Annotated in this window: 14 protein-coding genes; 6 read left to right on the top strand and 8 right to left on the bottom strand. The window is 67.3% G+C overall.

Features of this window, described 5'->3' with window-relative positions:
• Nucleotides 1-6: 6 nt before the first annotated feature.
• The 3 genes from KAJ83_RS03900 to KAJ83_RS03890 form a co-directional block, all read right to left on the bottom strand.
• Nucleotides 7-2,544, bottom strand: a complete 2,538-nt coding sequence (locus tag KAJ83_RS03900; protein WP_210680682.1) for a penicillin-binding protein 1A — start codon at nucleotides 2,542-2,544, stop codon at nucleotides 7-9.
• Between the two features lie 161 nt (nucleotides 2,545-2,705).
• On the bottom strand, nucleotides 2,706-3,869 hold the full coding sequence (locus KAJ83_RS03895; protein ID WP_210680681.1) for an N-acetylmuramoyl-L-alanine amidase: 1,164 nt from the start codon (nucleotides 3,867-3,869) through the stop codon (nucleotides 2,706-2,708).
• A 675-nt stretch (nucleotides 3,870-4,544) separates the two neighbouring features.
• The gene (locus tag KAJ83_RS03890) at nucleotides 4,545-4,718 is read right to left on the bottom strand and encodes a hypothetical protein (RefSeq protein WP_210680680.1); all 174 of its coding nucleotides are present in this window, start codon (nucleotides 4,716-4,718) and stop codon (nucleotides 4,545-4,547) included.
• Between the two features lie 529 nt (nucleotides 4,719-5,247).
• Between KAJ83_RS03890 and KAJ83_RS03885 the strand changes: the two genes are divergently transcribed.
• Entirely contained in the window at nucleotides 5,248-8,106 is a 2,859-nt protein-coding gene (locus tag KAJ83_RS03885) for a ribonuclease E/G (RefSeq protein ID WP_210680679.1), read from the top strand.
• A 256-nt stretch (nucleotides 8,107-8,362) separates the two neighbouring features.
• Nucleotides 8,363-8,983: a FecR family protein gene (locus tag KAJ83_RS03880; RefSeq protein WP_210680678.1), complete on the top strand. Its 621-nt coding sequence runs from the start codon at nucleotides 8,363-8,365 to the stop codon at nucleotides 8,981-8,983.
• A 30-nt stretch (nucleotides 8,984-9,013) separates the two neighbouring features.
• Here the strand turns inward: KAJ83_RS03880 and KAJ83_RS03875 are convergent, their stop codons facing one another.
• Both KAJ83_RS03875 and KAJ83_RS03870 read right to left on the bottom strand, forming a co-directional pair.
• Nucleotides 9,014-9,484, bottom strand: a complete 471-nt coding sequence (locus tag KAJ83_RS03875) for a YHS domain-containing (seleno)protein (protein WP_210680677.1) — start codon at nucleotides 9,482-9,484, stop codon at nucleotides 9,014-9,016.
• Nucleotides 9,485-9,613: 129 nt separating this feature from the next.
• Nucleotides 9,614-11,545, bottom strand: coding sequence for an ABC-F family ATP-binding cassette domain-containing protein (locus tag KAJ83_RS03870; protein WP_210680676.1), 1,932 nt, complete (start codon nucleotides 11,543-11,545; stop codon nucleotides 9,614-9,616).
• A gap of 243 nt (nucleotides 11,546-11,788) precedes the next feature.
• Between KAJ83_RS03870 and ndk the strand changes: the two genes are divergently transcribed.
• Nucleotides 11,789-12,211, top strand: coding sequence for a nucleoside-diphosphate kinase (ndk, locus tag KAJ83_RS03865; RefSeq protein ID WP_210680675.1), 423 nt, complete (start codon nucleotides 11,789-11,791; stop codon nucleotides 12,209-12,211).
• A gap of 120 nt (nucleotides 12,212-12,331) precedes the next feature.
• On the opposite strand, the gene KAJ83_RS03860 is transcribed toward ndk, so the two are convergent.
• The 3 genes from KAJ83_RS03860 to purM all read right to left on the bottom strand — a co-directional run bounded on the left by KAJ83_RS03860 (nucleotide 12,332) and on the right by purM (nucleotide 14,423).
• Nucleotides 12,332-12,469, bottom strand: coding sequence for a hypothetical protein (locus KAJ83_RS03860; RefSeq protein WP_210680674.1), 138 nt, complete (start codon nucleotides 12,467-12,469; stop codon nucleotides 12,332-12,334).
• A 137-nt stretch (nucleotides 12,470-12,606) separates the two neighbouring features.
• Nucleotides 12,607-13,278, bottom strand: coding sequence for a phosphoribosylglycinamide formyltransferase (purN, locus tag KAJ83_RS03855; RefSeq protein ID WP_210680673.1), 672 nt, complete (start codon nucleotides 13,276-13,278; stop codon nucleotides 12,607-12,609).
• 11 nt (nucleotides 13,279-13,289) lie between these two features.
• Nucleotides 13,290-14,423: a phosphoribosylformylglycinamidine cyclo-ligase gene (gene purM, locus KAJ83_RS03850; protein WP_379786871.1), complete on the bottom strand. Its 1,134-nt coding sequence runs from the start codon at nucleotides 14,421-14,423 to the stop codon at nucleotides 13,290-13,292.
• A gap of 76 nt (nucleotides 14,424-14,499) precedes the next feature.
• Between purM and KAJ83_RS03845 the strand changes: the two genes are divergently transcribed.
• The 3 genes from KAJ83_RS03845 to KAJ83_RS03835 all read left to right on the top strand — a co-directional run bounded on the left by KAJ83_RS03845 (nucleotide 14,500) and on the right by KAJ83_RS03835 (nucleotide 17,439).
• The gene (locus tag KAJ83_RS03845; protein WP_210680671.1) at nucleotides 14,500-15,855 is read left to right on the top strand and encodes a DUF2066 domain-containing protein; all 1,356 of its coding nucleotides are present in this window, start codon (nucleotides 14,500-14,502) and stop codon (nucleotides 15,853-15,855) included.
• Nucleotides 15,856-15,866: 11 nt separating this feature from the next.
• Nucleotides 15,867-16,580: an HdaA/DnaA family protein gene (locus tag KAJ83_RS03840; RefSeq protein ID WP_210680831.1), complete on the top strand. Its 714-nt coding sequence runs from the start codon at nucleotides 15,867-15,869 to the stop codon at nucleotides 16,578-16,580.
• A gap of 79 nt (nucleotides 16,581-16,659) precedes the next feature.
• Entirely contained in the window at nucleotides 16,660-17,439 is a 780-nt protein-coding gene (locus tag KAJ83_RS03835) for an SDR family oxidoreductase (RefSeq protein WP_210680670.1), read from the top strand.
• Nucleotides 17,440-17,453: the final 14 nt, after the last annotated feature.

The raw sequence follows: 17,453 nt of genomic DNA, 5'->3' as shown, positions 1-17,453 counted from the left end.
ATCGGTTCAATAGAGGCCCGTGGGCGCCTCGCCGGTCGATGGAACGGGGATCGATTCGGAGCCGGAGGCCGTCGCATCGCCGTCCGATCCCAGGCCGCCGCCGTCCAATACCGTGCCGCGGGCGTCGGCGCCCGGTTCCGTTCCCACCTTGAAGGCCTCGGTAATGACGTTGCGGCTGGACGGCTTGGCGAGCGTGCCGGTTTCCGCGTCGATCCGCACCATCCGGATACCGGGTGGCGTGCGGAAGGGGATCGCGGGCTTGTCGGCCAGCGCCTTTTCCATGAATTCCTTGAAGATCGGGGCGGCGACGGACGATCCCGTTTCCTGTCCCCCCCAGGGTTGCCGACCAAGCGGCTTGGGGGTGTCGAAGCCGACGAACACGCCGAAGACGAGATCGGGCGAGAAGCCCATGAACCAGGTGTCGCGGGAATCGTTGGAAGTGCCCGTCTTGCCGGCGAGTGGCTTGCCGATCGTGCTGATGCTGCGTCCGGTGCCGCGCTGGACCACACCTTCCAGCATGGTCACGATCTGATAGGCGCTGGTGGCCGAGGCGATCCGCGGGCGCGTATCCGGCAGCGCCGGCACGGATTGGTCGTCCCAGAAGGCGGCGTCGCAATTCGGGCAATCGCGGCGGTCGTGCCGATAGACGATCCGGCCATGTCGATCCTGCACGCGGTCGATCAGGGTCGGTTCGACCTTCTTGCCGCCATTGACCAGCGCGGAATAGGCGCTGACCATGTCGATGGGGCGCACGGCCGCTGCGCCGAGCGCCATGGCCAGTTGCGGGGCCATGTCCTGCTTGATGCCGAAGCGTGCCGCCGTGGCCGAAATCTTCTCCATCCCGACGGCCTGGGCGAGGCGCACGGTCATCAGGTTACGCGATTTCTCGATGCCGATGCGCATCGGGCTCGGCCCATAGAATTTGTGACTGAAATTGGCCGGCTTCCATTTGCCGAGGCCCTGCCCCTGATCGATCACGAAGGGCGCGTCGAGGATGATCGTCGCCGGGGTGAAGCCGTTCTCTAGCGCCGTCAGATAGACGAAGGGCTTGAAGGAGGAGCCGGGTTGACGCTCCGCCTGGGTCGCGCGGTTGAACTGGCTGAGCTCGAAGCTCCACCCGCCGGACATGGCGAGCACGCGGCCCGTATGCGGGTCCATCGCGGTTACGGCGCCACTGATCTCCGGAATCTGGCGCAGCGTGTAGGTTCCTTCGGGATACTCCACCGGCGGGCCGTTCTCCTCCTTCGGGCGGCCCTCGCGCACGCTCTCGACCAGGACGACATCGCCGGGGTTCAGCACCTGCTTGGCCGATTGGATGCTGGGGCCGAGCGGGTCGTCATAACCGTTGTGGGCGCGCGCCCAGTTAAGCTCGCGCACGGGAATGGTGCCGGTCTCGACCCCGCTGTCGTCGAGTTCGACGAGCCCGAGCGTTGCCTCCGACGGGTCTACCGAGAGCACCACGGCCAGCCGCCAGCCCGGATTGCCGAGCGGGTTGGGGACATCCGCGAGCGGCTGCGCCCAGGCATTCGGCCCATCGTTCAGCCCCGCCATGTCGATCGTCGTCACCGGGCCGCGCCAGCCGTGGCGGCGGTCATAGGCGACCAGCCCGTCGCGCAGCGCCTCGCGCGCATAGCGTTGCAACGTCGCGTCGAGCGTCGTGTGGATGAAGAGCCCGCCTTCATAGAGGCCGCTTTCGCCGAAGCGGCCGATCATCTCGCGCCGGACCTCCTCCAGGAAATAATCGGCCGCGAAGACGTCGACGTTCCTGCGCTCGCGCACCTCGAGCGGGCGGGCGGCGGCTTCCCGCTCCGTCGCCGCGTCGATGAAGCCTTCCTCGCGCATGCGGCTCAAGACCCAGTTGCGCCGCGCCACGGCGGCCGCCGTCCGGCGGGTCGGGTGATAGTTGTTGGGCGCCTTGGGAAGCGCGGCGAGATAGGCGATCTCGTCCACCCGCAACTCGTCGAGGCTCTTGTCGAAATAGTTGAGCGCGGCCGCCGCCACGCCGTAGGAGCCGACGCCCAGATAGATCTCGTTCAGATAAAGTTCGAGGATCCGGTCCTTGGACAGCGCGCGCTCGATCCGGAAGGCGAGGATGGCCTCCTTGATCTTGCGCTCGATCGAGACCTCGTTGGTCAGAAGGAAGTTCTTGGCCACCTGCTGGGTGATGGTCGAGGCGCCGATCGGCCGGCGGTCGTTCATGTAATGCTGGATATTGACCAGCACGGCGCGCGTCAGCGCCACGAAATCCACGCCGCCGTGATGGAAGAAGTTCTGATCCTCGGCGGCGATGAAGCCTTCGATGACCTTGCGGGGCATCGCCTCGATCGGCACGAAGACGCGCTTTTCGGTCGCGAATTCCGCCAGCAGGCGTCCGTCCCCCGCATGCACCCGCGTCGATGTCGGCGGTTGATAGTCCGCCAACTGCTTATAGTCCGGCAGGTCGCGGCCATAGTGCCATAAGCCATAGATCGCCCCCCCGACGCCCAGCATCAGGACGATGACGAAAAGGCCGACCAGAACCCCGAAGAACTTCAATGCGCGCATTCAGTGAACCTCGATCGCGAAGCGCGTGGAAATCGGACGCATGGCCACCGCGCGCGGCTTCGCGCCCAGGATATCAGCCTTGCTTCCTGTCTATAGCGAATTGACGGCGAAAAAGCGACCATCCCATGGCTGTTCCGGAAGGCGTCGGCGCGGTTTTTCGATCACGACCGGCTGAGCCGTTCCTGACGGTCGAAGAAGCGGTCGATGGCCTTGGTCAATGCCGTGGAGATTCGCTGGCGAAAGCCTTCACTCGACAGCACCTGCTCGTCCTGCCGGTTCGAGAGATAGCCGAGTTCGACCAGAACGGAGGGGACGTTCGGGCTCTTCAGCACCGCGAAGCCGGCGAAGCGGTGGGTATTGTTGAGTACCTTGATCTCGCGGGCCAGATTGTCGACCAGCATCTCGGCGAAATGCCAGCTATTCTCGTTGACGCTTTGCTGCGCCAGATCGATCAGGATCGAGGAGACTTCCGGCGTATAGCCACTGAGATCGGCCCCCGCGATGACATCGGACTTGTTCTCCTTCCGCGCCAACGCCGCCGCCTCCTTGTCGGAGGCCGTGTCGGACAGCGTATAGACTGAGGCGCCGCGCAGCGACCGGCTCGGGTGGCTGTCGGCGTGGAGGGAGATGAAAAGCCCCGCATCCACCTCATGGGCCACTTGGTAGCGTTCGCGCAGCGGCAGATAGACGTCGCGGTCTCGGGTCAGCACCACCTCGTAGCGTCCGGTCGCCTCCAGTGTCTTCTGAAGCGTCCTGGCGGCTTCGAGGACGATGCCCTTCTCGTACTTGCCGGAAACACCGATCGCGCCGGGATCGACGCCCCCATGGCCCGGATCGATCACGACGACGCGCTTCTCGCCCACGCCTTCCGGTGCCTCCAGGCTCGCCGTCGTGCTGGAGGAGCGGGAGAGCGTCCGGGCATAGTCGGCCCAGCGTCCCGATTCGACGGGTTTCGCGCTCGCCACCTCGCTGGCCGTCGCCGACCGTAGATCCACCACGATCCGCGGACCGGAGCCGCCGCCAGCGTCGAGCGCGAAATGATTGGCGATGGTCGCCGGGCCCTCGAGGTCGATGACCACGCGCGAGATGCCGGGCCGGAACAGGCCGTACCGAAGATTGCCGACGAGCCCGACGCCGCCCACCTCGTGCGCCGGCTCGCCCGACCATTTCACATCCGGCAAATCGATCACGGCCCGGTCGGGATCGGTCAGGACGAAGGCGCGGTAGGGCTGCGCCTGGTCTAGCTCGATGACGAAACGGGTCTTGTCGGCATGCACGCCGGTGCGCACATCGACGATCGTCTGGGCGAGCCCCGGCGTCGACATGCCTGCCATACCCGCGAGCAGGGCGCCCACGATTAGGGCGAGAGTCGCCCGGACGCGCGGAACCGACCGGACGCGTCCGGCGCCAGGATGGAGGAGGAAGGGGCGTGACCAGAACATCTTGCGTCGCGTTCCCAATTCAAACACTAGATATATGGCAGATTTGCCGGCATCGATCAAAGGCGATCGCATCCGAAGCGAATCCGGCGCGTGGCGCGCGATATAGGTTCCCCCGGCGCTTTCCCAAGCGCGTCGGAGGCGATAACCGGATATGCGGATGGGGGCCAATGAAATCATTTGTATCGGCCGCCCGCAAACGATTACAGTACGACCGCACGGACTCCGTGCCCGCCGGTCGGCGGGGATTCGCCCAAGGGCACCATCCTTGTGGGGAACCGCGTCGCCGGATGCGCATGGGGCTCGCGACGGGTTGGCGCGCATGGCGCGACGTTCCGCCCCCCTGAATCCGGCCGAGCGATTGGTCGATTTGTCGATCGAGCACACGGCGTCGTCGAGCGCATGATCGAGTGGGGACGCGGTGCGGCGGCGCCGCCGGATGGGAAACCGTCCGGACGCTTCGCAGGTGGCGCGTGCCGTTCCGGATGCTTGCCGTCCGGACGTGACGGACGGGGCCGGCCGGATGGTCGGCCGAACGGGGACGACAGGGCGAGGGGAGCGCTATGTCGTTTCCTGGGCCGGCCGGCCAAAGGCCGGCTTGGCGCGTTCGGGATCGGGGGAACGGGTTCGTTCGACCGTGTCGCGGACGAGGGGGATTTCGGCCCGCGCGGCGCCTTCGAGGATGGCGCGCAAGGGCAGGGTGGTTCGGGCGGCGCTGCCGGTCGGGATGCCCATGGTTTTCGCCACCGGGCGCGTACGGGACGCGCGGGCGTTCCGGGCTCGGAGGCGACATGACGAAGACGATGAGTCGGACCGTCCGGCCGGTTTGGGCCGCGGTTGCGATCGACACGGAATTCGGCGGGTTGGGCGCCCCACTGGCGGCCCGACCGATGTCCGAACCATCGGGGGTCCGGGTCCCATTGGGACCATGGGGCGCCCTTGGATCCGGCGCCGGGCGTTGACGCGCGCGGTCCCGGTCCGTTCGACCGTTTTCCGCGGAACCCCCGCCATCCGTGCGGCCCGTCCTGAATTGGGCTGATTGAAGCAATGCCAATTGCGAGCCGCATGCCGTTCCCGATGACCGACGCCCCCGGGCATTCGGTCGATCCGGACGTGCGCCTTCGCCGAACGACGAGCCGCAACGCCGTCGCGCCTTCCCGGCGCGGCGCGGCGCGCGTGCCGTCGGCGAGCGGCCTCGCGCAGAGAAACGGCCTCCATGTCGGCGCGTTCGCGCGTGTCCGCAGGGGGCCAGAGGACGGAGTTAATGACGCGCAGAATGTTGATAGACGCGACCCACCCGGAGGAGACCCGGGTCACGGTCGTCAACGGTAACAAGCTTGAGGAATTCGACTACGAGACCACGACCAAGGCGCAACTGAAGGGGAATATCTATCTCGCGAAGGTAACGCGGGTTGAACCTTCGCTGCAGGCCGCGTTCGTGGAATATGGCGGCAATCGGCACGGTTTCCTCGCCTTCGGGGAAATTCACCCGGACTACTACCGGATCCCGGTCTCCGACCGTGAGGATTTGGTGGAGGAGCACCATAACGGCGACGAGGACCACGGTGACGACGAGGCGCGCGGCGCCGACGGTGAGCCGGTCGAGGACATGGGGGGCGCCGAGGCGGTGGACGAAGCCGTCGAAGAGGCCCAGCGCCGCCGCCCCCGTCTGAAGCGGCAATACAAGATCCAGGAGGTGATCAAGCGCCGGCAGGTCATGCTGGTGCAGGTCGTGAAGGAAGAGCGCGGCAACAAGGGGGCCGCGCTCACCACCTATCTCAGCCTCGCCGGACGTTATTGCGTGCTGATGCCGAACACTTCGCGTGGCGGTGGCGTCAGCCGCAAGATCGCGAACGCCCAGGATCGCAAGCGGCTCAAGACCGTGATGTCGGAGCTGGAAACGCCGGAGGGCATGGCCGTCATCCTGCGCACGGCGGGGGCCGAGCGCTCGAAGGCCGAGATCAAGCGCGACTTCGAATATATCCTGAAGCTGTGGGACGATATCCGGCAGAAGACGCTGCAATCGACCGCGCCGGCACTGATCCATGAGGAAGCGAATCTGATCAAGCGGTCAATTCGCGATCTCTATTCCAAGGATATCGAGGAAGTCCTGGTCTCGGGCGAGGAGGCCTACAAGACCGCCAAGGACTTCATGAAGGCGCTGGTGCCGAGCCACGCCAAGAAGGTGCAGCGTTATAAGGACGATCAGGGCATTCCGCTCTTCCACCGCTATCAGGTGGAACAGCAACTGGCCCAGATCCACGATCCCCAGGTGCAGTTGCGTTCCGGAGGGACGATCGTCATCCACCAGACGGAGGCGCTGGTCGCCATCGACGTCAACTCCGGCCGCGCCACGCGTGAGCGGCATATCGAGGAGACGGCGCTCAAGACCAATCTGGAGGCGGCGGAAGAGGTCGCCCGTCAACTCCGTCTGCGCGATCTGGCCGGCCTGATCGTCATCGATTTCATCGATATGGACGACGGTCGCAATATCGGTCAGGTCGAACGCAAGTTGAAGGAAAGCCTGCGGCGGGACCGCGCGCGCATCCAGGTTGGGCGGATCAGTGCCTTCGGCCTGATGGAAATGTCGCGCCAGCGTCTGCGGCCCAGCCTGATCGAGGCAATGAGTCAGCCCTGCCCGACCTGCGGCGGTGTCGGCTATATCGCCTCCACCGAGACGGCGGCCCTGATCTGTCTACGCGCCATCGAGGAGGAGGGGCTCCGCCGCCGCTCCGCCATCGTGAAGGCGCGGGTGCCGGTCGATGTCGCCCTCTATATCCTGAATCACAAGCGCGCCAGCATGACGGAGATGGAGCAGCAGTTCGGCATGCGCGTCACGATCGAGGCCGATTCCGATCTGCTGCCGCCGAAATACGAACTCACCCGCACGGCAAGCGAGGACGACGACGCCCCGGAGCATCCGGTCGAGGAAAGCCGGGAGCAACCCGTCGGCGGCGACGAAGGGGGCGGGCGACGCCGGCCCCGACGGGGTGGCCGCCGCCGCTCCGGCCGCGAGGAGGAGGAGCGCGATCAACGCGATTCCAACGACAATGCCGTCGCGGCGCAGGAAGAGGATTCCGACGACACCGGCTCCGGTGGCGGCGGGGGTGAAAGCGCTTCGGACGAGGATGGCGGCGATCGCGGCCGTCGCCGCCGTAAGCGCGGCCGTCGCGGTGGCCGTCGTCGCAACCGGCGCCCGGAGGACGGGGATCAGCGTCAGGACTCGGAAACCGGCGGTGATGAAGGCGCGGACCGGTACGACGCCGCGGACCGGGACGATGCCATGGAGCGGGATGACTCCGCGAGTGAGGAGCCCGTCAGTCATGTGACGGAGGAATCCAAGACGCCGGAGTCGATCGAACCGCGCGAGGACAGCGAGTCCGCCGGCGAGTCCGAGGAAAGGCCGAAGCCGCGCAAGGCGCGCGCCAAGCGGCCGCGCGGACGCCGCGCCGCCACGAAACCCGAGGGCGAGGAAGTGGCCGGGACGGATGCCGATACCCAGGCCGCGGGCGATGGGGCCGCTCCGCCTGATGGCATGGCCGTGGGTACGCCTGGCGCGGGAACCGAAGAGAACGGGGATGCGCTCACCGCCGCTTCCGAGGAGGCGCCGAAACCCCGCCGTCGCCGATCCCGCAAGGCGGCCCCGTCCGATGCGGCTGCCGAGCCCGCTGCCGAGAAGAACGGTTCGTCAGGAGACGGTTCCGAGGGAGACGGCGCGTCCGAGGGAATCTCCGATGATGCCGCGGTCGCCGACGCACCGGAACCCGCCGCCAAGAAGGCGAAGGGAAAGGCGAAGGCGAAACGAGCCCGTGCGCGCAAGAAGGCGCCCGCCGCGAAGCCGGAACCGGCGCCCGCCGCCGAACAGGCGGGGGATGTCGGCGCCACGGACGATCAGGTCGCCGATTCATCACCCGACTCCACGCCGCCTTCGGAGGCCGAGGCCGAACCTGTCGCTCCGGCTCCCGAGGCTACTCCCGAGGCCGGCCCCGATTCCACCCGGGAGCCCGCTTCCGAAAAGGATGCGGCTTCTGATCCGATGGAGCAGTACATCGTCTCCGACGGCAGCGAGAAGAAGGAAGACCGGCCGAAGCGAAAGGGCTGGTGGAACCGGATGCTCGGCTAAAGGGGTATTTTCGCGGGGACGTCGGTTTCGTTCCGTGCGGATTCGATCTACCGTGCGCAAACCCCTCTTCTTCCGGGAAGAGGGGTTTGTCGTACCGGGCGGATACGGGTGAAAAGCCTGGGCCGCGTTGAATTCTTGCTTTACCCGTGTCGGCGCGCTGGGAGCGTCGCGCGGTGGGAAATGGGAGGCGCTCTTGCCACGGGTGCATGGTGCGGTTCGGGTGGCGGCGGTTATTTGCGCCCTTGTATCGATCGTCTTGACGCTCTGCACGGTGCCGGCGCGTGCCCAGCAGGTGGCCGGCGTGATCGAGCGTCAGGCGGGCGATGTGACCCGCGCCGGCGGCAATGGCGCGGTGCAGACCCTGGCGCGGGGCGCCGTCATCTATGTGGGGGACAGGATCGAGACCGGGGAGGCGGGGCGCGTGCTCGTTCGTTTCACCGATTCCTCTCGTTTGACTCTCAGCGCGAACGCAACGGTCGTCATCGACGAATTCGTTTACTCGGCGGAGGATGGCGCGGCGGCCTCAAACCGGCAGGCGCTGAATTTCCTGACCGGCGTCTACAAGTTCATATCGGGCGCATCCGGCGCGTCCAACCCGGGCGGGTTCACCGGCAATACGCCGGTGGCGACCATCGGCATTCGGGGGACGGAGTTCGTCGGCGGTGAATTGACCGTCGGCATGCCGCCCGGCACCTCGCATATCGGATTTCAGATCCGCGCGGGCGCGATCGCGGTGACGAACACGTTCGGCTCCGTCACGCTCGACGCGCCGGGGGAGGGAACGTTCATCCCGCTGGACGGGTCGGCCGCGCCGACGCCGGTGCGCCAATGGACGGCGGAGGAAGCGGCCGAGGCGGATGCGTTGCTGGCCTTCTGATCGGCCGCACGGCTTGCAAGGGAACGGAGGTCAGAGGTCCTTCTCGATCACCGGCCAGTTTTCGTCCGCCTTGCGGATATTGCCGGGGATATCCTCCTCCCAAGTACTCTGAACCGACTCGTTGTAGTTCAGATAGAGGCGGTCATCGACGATTTTCCAGGCCTCGGGATCGATGCCGGCCGTCTTGCCCTGGCTCACCGCCCAGGCGCAATAGCCGCCATAGGCGGGGGCGTATTTCTCCGGGTCGGCCTCGAACAGGGCGCGGTTCTCGGCGCTGGCGAAGTGCCATTCGGCACCGTTCCATTCGACGCTGAAATCGCTCGACCCTTCGACCGGGCGGCTCTCGGTGAAATAGGCGACGGGGTCCGTTCCCTCGATCGCAACGCCGCCCAACAGGCTTTGATTGACCTTGTCGGCCCGGGCGGCGGGCGGGGCGAGGATCAGGCAGGAAAGCGCCAGCACGCCGGCCAGAAGGCGAATAGGTATCGCGACAGTCGTCATGGGGTCCTCGCTTCGGCGGGGTTTCTTGAAGGAAGGAGTTTCGCGCGCCTTCCGCATCGGGCCAAGCGGCAATCGGCCGTCTCGCGCGGATGTCAATATCCGCGAGCGATGCGTGAGGGGGGGCGGTGGCTATTGCGCCGCCGCGCCGCCGTTCGCCTGCTCCAGCGCCTCCTGGGCGGCGAACCATGCCTCTTCCGTCTTCTCGATCGCGCGCGCCAGATCGGCGGAGAGGCGGTTTAGCTCGTCGATCGCCTTGCTTTCCCCCTCATAGGTGGCGGGGTCGGCGAGGCGGGCGTCGATCCTGTCCTTTTCCGCCGACAGCTTCTCGAGCCTGCCTTCCAGATCCTTCGCGGCCTTGCGTAGCGGGGCGACCTTCTGACGTTGCTCGGCCCGGCCGCGCCGGTCCCGTTTCGGAGGCTCCGGGGTGGGGTGGGGGGGCTCGGACAACGGGGAGGGTGGCTTCGCGGCGGCGGATTTCTCCGCCGCGCGTGCGGAGCGACGCTCCCGCTCCAGCATCTGGCGATAGTCGTTGGTGTCGCCGTCGAAGGGCCGGCAGTCGCCGTCGCGCACGATCCACAACCGATCCGCCGTCGCGTCGACCAGATAGGGGTCATGGGTGACGATGACGACGGCGCCTTCATAGGCGGCCAGCGCCTCGATCAGCGCCTGACGGCTGTCGATGTCCAGATGGTTCGTCGGCTCGTCCATCAGCAGGAGATGCGGGCTCCGCCGGCAGATGAGGGCGAGCGCGAGACGTGCCTTCTCCCCGCCGGACAGCTTGGCGATGCGGGTATCCGCCATCGCCTGGGGAAAGCCGAAGCGGCCCAGATGCGCCCGCAACTTGGTTTCGGTCGCCATCGGCTCCAGCGCTTGAAGTTGCTCCAGGGCGGAGAGATGCGTGTCCAACTCCTCCGTCGCGTTCTGAGCGAAGTATCCAACCTCCAGCTTCGAGGATTTCCGCACCCGCCCGTCGAGCGGCTTCAGCTTGCCGGCGAAGAGCTTGAGCAGCGTCGTCTTGCCGTTGCCGTTCGCGCCCAGCAGCGCGATGCGGTCGTCCATGTCGATGCGCAGGTTGAGCGCGCGCAGCACCGGATTCGCGGGGTCGTAGCCGGCGCTCGCATCCTCCAGCGTCAGGATCGGCGGCGGCAGGATGTCGGGCTTCGGCAGGTTGAAGGCGATGGTCGGGTCCTCCGCCGCCAGCGCGATCGGCTGCATGCGCTCCAGCATCTTCAGGCGCGATTGCGCCTGACGGGCCTTGGAGGCCTTGTAGCGGAAGCGATCGACGAAACTCATGATATGCTGGCGCTGGGCTTCCTGCTTGTTGGCGAGAGCGCGCTGATGCGCCTGCTGCTCGCGCCGCAACGCCTCGAAATCGTCATAGCCGCCGGTATAGAGGGCGAGCCGCTGCTCATTCAGATGCAGGATTTCCGTCGGGATGCGATTGAGCAGCCCGCGATCGTGGCTGACCAGGATCAGCGTGCGCGGATAGCTGAGCAGATAGCTCTCCAGCCACAGCGCGCTTTCCAGGTCGAGATGGTTGGTCGGTTCGTCGAGCAGCAGGATGTCCGGCTCCGCGAAGAGCGCGCCGGCGAGCGCGACGCGCATGCGCCAGCCGCCGGAATAGGTGGAGACGGGGCGGCGTTGCGCCGCGTCGTCGAAGCCGAGCCCGGCCAGGATGCGTGCCGCCCGCGCTTCCGCCCGGTGCGCGCCGAGATCGGCAAGGCGCGCGTGCAATTCACCGATGCGGTTGGGGTCGGTTTCGGTCTCCGCCGCCCGGGTCAGTTCCGCCAGCCGCCGGTCGGCAGCCAGCACATGGTCGATCGGCGTGCGGTCGTCCGCCGGCGCTTCCTGCGCGACGGTGCCGACGGTCTCGCGGTTGCCGACGCGGATATCACCGCCGTCGGCCGCGATCTCGCCCAGGATCAGGCGAAGCAGAGTCGTCTTGCCGGTCCCGTTCCGGCCGACGAGACCGACCCGGTGGCCGTCCGGAATTTGGGCCGATGCGCCGTCCAGAAGGACACGGCCGCCCACCCGCATCGTGATGTCGCGCAAGATCAGCATGATGCGGCGGGAGATAGCAGCTTGGCCCCGGTTTGAGAAGCATCCTGCGCGGCGCCCGCCGGCCACGCCCGGCCGGTTGGCGGTTCGGGCTCGCAGGGCTTGCCCCACTGGGGCGCGGCGTCTATAAGGCGCGCGGCTCAACCGGGGGGCGGGGCGGCCGGCATTAGGCCGGCGCCATCCCTCAGCGATTTTCGAACGCTAGCCAATCGGCATCATAGCAAGACTGACGGGATACGGAGAACGATGGCCACCGAACGCACCCTGTCGATCATCAAGCCGGACGCCACGCGGCGCAACCTGACCGGCAAGATCAACGCCATGCTGGAGGACGCGGGTCTGCGCATCATCGCGCAGAAGCGGCTCTGGCTCACCAAGGAGCAGGCGGAGACCTTCTACGCCGTCCATAAGGAGCGCTCCTTCTTCAATGAATTGGTCGCCTTCATGACCTCGGGCCCGGTCGTGGTCCAGGTGCTGGAGGGCGAGGGCGCCGTGCCGAAGAACCGCGAGGTCATGGGCGCGACGAACCCCGCCAATGCCGATGAGGGCACGATCCGCAAGCTCTATGGCGAGTCGGTCGAGGCGAATTCGGTTCACGGTTCCGATTCGCCGGAAAACGCGGCGATCGAGATCGCCTATTTCTTCGCGGGGACCGAGATCGTCGGCTGACGGCATCCGCCGCGTCGGGATACCCGGCCGGACAAGAACCCGGATATGAAAACGCCGCCTTCCATCGGGAGGGCGGCGTTTTTCTTTGTCCGCGGTTACGTACGCGCCCGCACGCGGCGGCTACACCAGGAAGGCGGCCATCATCAGCAGCAGGATCACGACGGCGACGACCGCCATCGCGATGGTGCGCTTCACCTGCTCATAGGTTCGCAGGTTCTCCCGCGGCGCGCGGGTGAATTCCAAGTCGTCATGCGCCATGGTCATTGTATCCCTTTCCCCCGAAGATGCGCGGTAGTGCCGCGTAATCCCTGGGCGACCCGCATGCGCGCGGCGCCCCTCGTCTTGTCGGTGCGATTGTACCCAGGCGAGCCCGAGCCTCAAGAGGGGAAACGCCGTTATCCGCCGATCGGCGGCGCATCGTTCCAGCGCAGACGCATCGGACCGGGGTGTCCGTCGATTAGGCACGTTTCGCCTTCGACCGAAAGCCGCCCCTCGCCCATCAGCCGGAGCGCCAGCGGATAGATTTCATGCTCGCGGGTCAGTACCCGGGCGGCGAGCATGGCCGGATCGTCGCCGGGATGCACCGGCACCTCCGCCTGCGCGATCAATGGGCCGTCATCGAGCGCGGGCCGCACGAAATGCACCGTGCAGCCATGAATCGCCACGCCGTCGGCCAATGCGCGCGCATGGGTTTCCAACCCCTTGTAGGCCGGCAGCAGGGAGGGGTGGATGTTCAGCATCCGGTCATGCCATCTCTCGACGAAGCCCTCCGTCAGTACGCGCAGGAAGCCGGCCAGACACACGCATTCCACGCCCGCATCCGCCAGCGCGCGGTCGATTTCACGCTCGAAGCTGGGGCGGTCGGGAAAGGGGCGGTGGTCGACGACGGTGGTCGGAATGCCGGCGCGGCGCGCGCGCTCCAGCCCATAAGCCTCGGCCTTATTGGAGAGGACGAGCGCGATTTCGGCCGGAAAGCCCGGCGCCGCGCAGGCGTCTATCAGGGCTTGAAGGTTCGTCCCCCCGCCCGAGAGCAGGACGCCGACCTTGAGGCGCCCGCCGTTCCTCACCCCGCCCGCCGTCAATCGTCGATGCCGGCGATGGTGACGGCCGGACCGTCGCCCCGTGGGGCGAGTTCGCCGATCGCATGCACCCGTTCCCCGGCGGCTTCCAGCGCGGCGGTAACCGGCGCCACGCTGTCCGGCGCGACGGCCAGCACCATGCCGATGCCGCAATTGAAGGTACGGTGCATCTCGTGCGCCTCGACCCGGCCGGTTTCGGCCAGCCAGTCGAAGACGGGCGGCGGCGTCCAGCGCCGCGCCACCCGGCAGGCCAGGGTGTCGCCCATGACGCGCGGCAGGTTCTCGTAGAACCCCCCGCCGGTGATATGGCAAAGCGCATGCACCCCGGTGCCGCTGGCGGCGATCGCCTCCAGGCAGGCGCGGACATAGATCCGGGTCGGGGTCAGCAGCGCGGCGCCCAGGCTCGATCCCGGCTGGAACGGCGCCTCGTCGTCGAGTGTCAGGTGGCTACGTTCCACGATCCGGCGAACCAGACTGTACCCGTTGGAATGCGGGCCGCTCGATTCCAGGCCCAGCAGGATATCGCCCGCGGCCGTGCGCCCGCCATCGATCAGGCGGTCGCGTTCCACCGCGCCGACGGAGAAACCGGCGAGATCGTAGTGCCCGTCGGCATACATGCCCGGCATCTCGGCCGTCTCGCCGCCGATCAGCGCGCAATTCGCCTGCTTGCAGCCCTCGGCGATCCCGGCGACCACATCGGCGGCGGTATCGACGGCGAGCTTTCCGGTCGCGAAATAGTCGAGGAAGAAAAGCGGTTCCGCCCCTTGCACGACGAGGTCGTTGACGCACATGGCGACAAGGTCGATGCCGACCGTGTCGTGCTTGTTCGCCTCTATGGCCAATTTGAGCTTGGTGCCCACGCCGTCCGTCCCGGCGACCAGAACGGGGTCGACGAAACCCGCCGCCTTGGTGTCGAACAGCGCGCCGAACCCGCCAAGCCCGCCGGCCGCGCCGGCCCGGGCCGTTGCCTTGGCCAAGGGCTTGATGCGATCGACAAGGCGGTTGCCCGCATCGATATCGACCCCGGCATCCGCGTAGGTCAGACGGTCGTTTCCACCGCCGGTCGCTGGACCGCGGGCGTCACCGGGGCCACGTTCGGGCTTGTCTTGGGAGCTTGGTTCGTTAGGGTCCACTCTGGCAACCTCGCGCTGTCGTGCGCACACTTGGGTGAGAGGCGCGGGGACCATAGTCGAAAGGGAGCGATTTGCAATGCCGGAGCGGGCTCGCGTCACGCCAGGGTCCGATGGGCTGGCGAAGCTTCTGATGTCTGTCCTGACGATGGTCGTCGCGATCGGTATCGTTTCGGCCACCGGGACGGCGCGTGCGCAGTCGGGCGACCTCTTCGCCGTTACCGGCATCGAGGTCGACACGACCGGCGAGAACGATCTGGCCGCGAAGCGCGCGGGTGTCGCGGAGGCGAAAGCGCGCGCCTTCCGGACATTGATCGAGCGGCTGACCGTCGACGGTGATTCGCGGCGTGTCTCGGTGCCGGATCCGGATCGGCTCGAATTCCTGATCCGCGACGTCACCTACGAGCAGGAGAAGTTCGGCGGCGGCCGGTATCTGGCGGAGCTTTCGGTTCGCTTCAACGCGGACGCCGTGGGCGAGTTGCTGGAACGGGAGGGCATCGCCTATGCCGAGACGGAGAGCCGGCCGCTCGTCGTCGTCCCGGTCCTGGAGCGCCCGGGCGAGGCGCCGGTACTCTGGCTCGGCGGCAATACATGGCTGGATGCTTGGCTCGGGGCGCCCTCGCCGCAGGGGTTGGTGCCGATCATCGCGCCTCTCGGCGATTTGAACGATATCTCCGCGATCGATGCGAGCGCGGCCCTGGCGGGTGACGCGCGGGCGTTGGAGGCGATCGAGGACGCCTATTCCGCTGGCGGCGCCGTTGTCGTTCATGCCAGACCGGACGCGGCAAACGATTCCGTCACCGTCGCGATCCGCGTGCGGGCGGACGGTTGGCCGGATTACCGGACCGAGGCCCGCTTCACGGCCCCGCCGCCGGAAGGGGGCGAGGCAACGGCTGGCTCCCCCGACGGGTCCCCCGATGGCGCCGCCACGGGGGGCGCGAACGCCGTTGAGGCGGAAGCACCGGGCGAGACGGAGGGGCGGCTGTTGGGCGCCGCCGTCGACGGCACCGTCGCGCTGCTGGAGGAGGCATGGTCCCGCGAGAATTTGATTCGATATGATCAGGCGGGGACGGTGCTCGCGGTTCGCGCGCCGCTCGACCAACTGGGCGATCTGGTGATGGTGCGTCGCGCCCTGGATGGGGCCGCGCCGGTCAGATCCGTGACGCTGGACCGCCTGACGACGACGGAGGCCGAATTCGCCGTGGAATTCGTGGGTGACATCTATCAATTGCAAACGGCGCTGGTGCAGGCGGGGCTGACGCTCGACCTGTCGGAGGATGCCACCACTTGGCTCGTGCGTCCCCTTGTCGAGGATGTGGGGGAAATGCCCTCTTCGGATGAGGGGGCGTCGGGTATGGATAATTCCTCGGCGGCGCCAAGCGGGTCCCGGGTGGATCAGCCCATCGACCCGTCGCGGGCACCCGCCACCCAATGACCGTTTCCGTGATGGACGATCGGGCCCGCACGCCGCGACAACTCCCTCTCGACCTGCCGCATCGGCCCGCGCGCGGCCGCGATGACTTCCTGTTGGCGCCATGCAACGACGAGGCGGTGCGTTGGATCGACCTGTGGCCGAGTTGGCCGGCGCCGGCGCTTGTCCTTCACGGGCCGGGTGGATGTGGCAAGACCCATCTGCTCAATGTCTGGGCGACGCGTGCCGACGCTCCGGTCTGGGAAGCGGGCGAACTGGCCGTCGAGGATCTGGACCGGCGGCTCGGCGCGGCGATGGCGGTCGCGGTGGATCATGCCGACACGCTCGCCTCGGAAGATCGAGCGGAAGCGGGCGATGCGCTCTTCCATCTCTACAACATGATGCGTGAGCGGGGCGGTCACCTGCTTCTCGCCGCGCGGGAGGCACCGGCGCGCTGGGCTTTCGGGCGTGCCGATCTGCGCTCTCGCCTCGCCGCCGCGCCGGCCGTCGGGTTGGGCGCGCCGGATGACGCGCTTTTGGCGGCGGTGCTAACGAAGCTGTTCGGCGATCGGCAATTGCCGGTCGGGCCGGAGGTGATCCGCTATCTGACGGCCCGCATGCCGCGCACCTTCGCTGCCGCCGGCACGATCGTCGCCGATCTGGACCGGCTGGCGTTGGCGGAACGGCGGCGGGTTACGACGGCGCTCGCGCGGCGGGTGCTGGACGAGGAGGACCGGCGGACGGAGTGATCCGCTTCCATGAGGCGTTTCTCGAACGTCCGCTGGAACCAATGCCGATCGGCACGGGAAGAAGAAGGGAGCTTACGCCATGGATCTGGGCCTCAGGGGACGGAAGGCCATTGTCTGCGCGGCGTCGAAGGGACTCGGGCGTGGCTGCGCGGAAGCGCTCGCCGCCGAGGGGGTCGACCTCGTCATCAATGCGCGCACGGAGGATACACTGGTGCGCACGGCCGAGGAGATCGCGGCGCGGTGCGGCGTCTCCGTCACGCCGGTTGCCTGCGATATCACGACGGAGGCCGGGCGCGCCCGCGTGCTCGAAGCCTGTCCGGAGCCTGACATCCTTGTCAACAACGCGGGCGGCCCGCCACCGGGCGATTTCCGCGATTGGGACCGGGACGATTGGATCGCGGCGTTGGACGCCAACATGCTGACCCCGATCCTGCTGATCAAATCGGTGGTGGACGGCATGATTGAGCGGCGCTTCGGCCGGGTGGTCAATATCACCTCGGCGGCGGTCAAGGCGCCGATTCCTATTCTGGGGCTTTCCAACGGCGCGCGGGCGGGGTTGACCGGTTTCGTCGCGGGCCTCGCGCGCGAGACGGTGCGCCACAATGTGACCATCAACGGTCTCCTGCCGGGGCCCTTCGACACGGATCGGCTGCGCAACACCATGGCCGCGCGGGCGGAGAAGGAGGGCCGGCCGGTGGAGGAGGTGCTGCGCGAGGCCGGTGCTTCCAACCCCTCGGGCCGAGTCGGCACCCCGGCGGAATTCGGCCATGCCTGCGCCTTTCTATGTAGCGCGCATTCCGGATTTATGACGGGGCAGAACCTTTTGGTTGATGGGGGCGCCTTTCCCGGCACGTTATAGATGTGTATTTTTAC

Source organism: Marivibrio halodurans, assembly GCF_017963645.1.
Taxonomy (GTDB): domain Bacteria; phylum Pseudomonadota; class Alphaproteobacteria; order UBA8366; family Aestuariispiraceae; genus Marivibrio; species Marivibrio halodurans.
The sequence above is the reverse complement of the archived record's forward strand: the minus strand, read 5'-3'. Positions and strand labels throughout refer to the sequence as shown.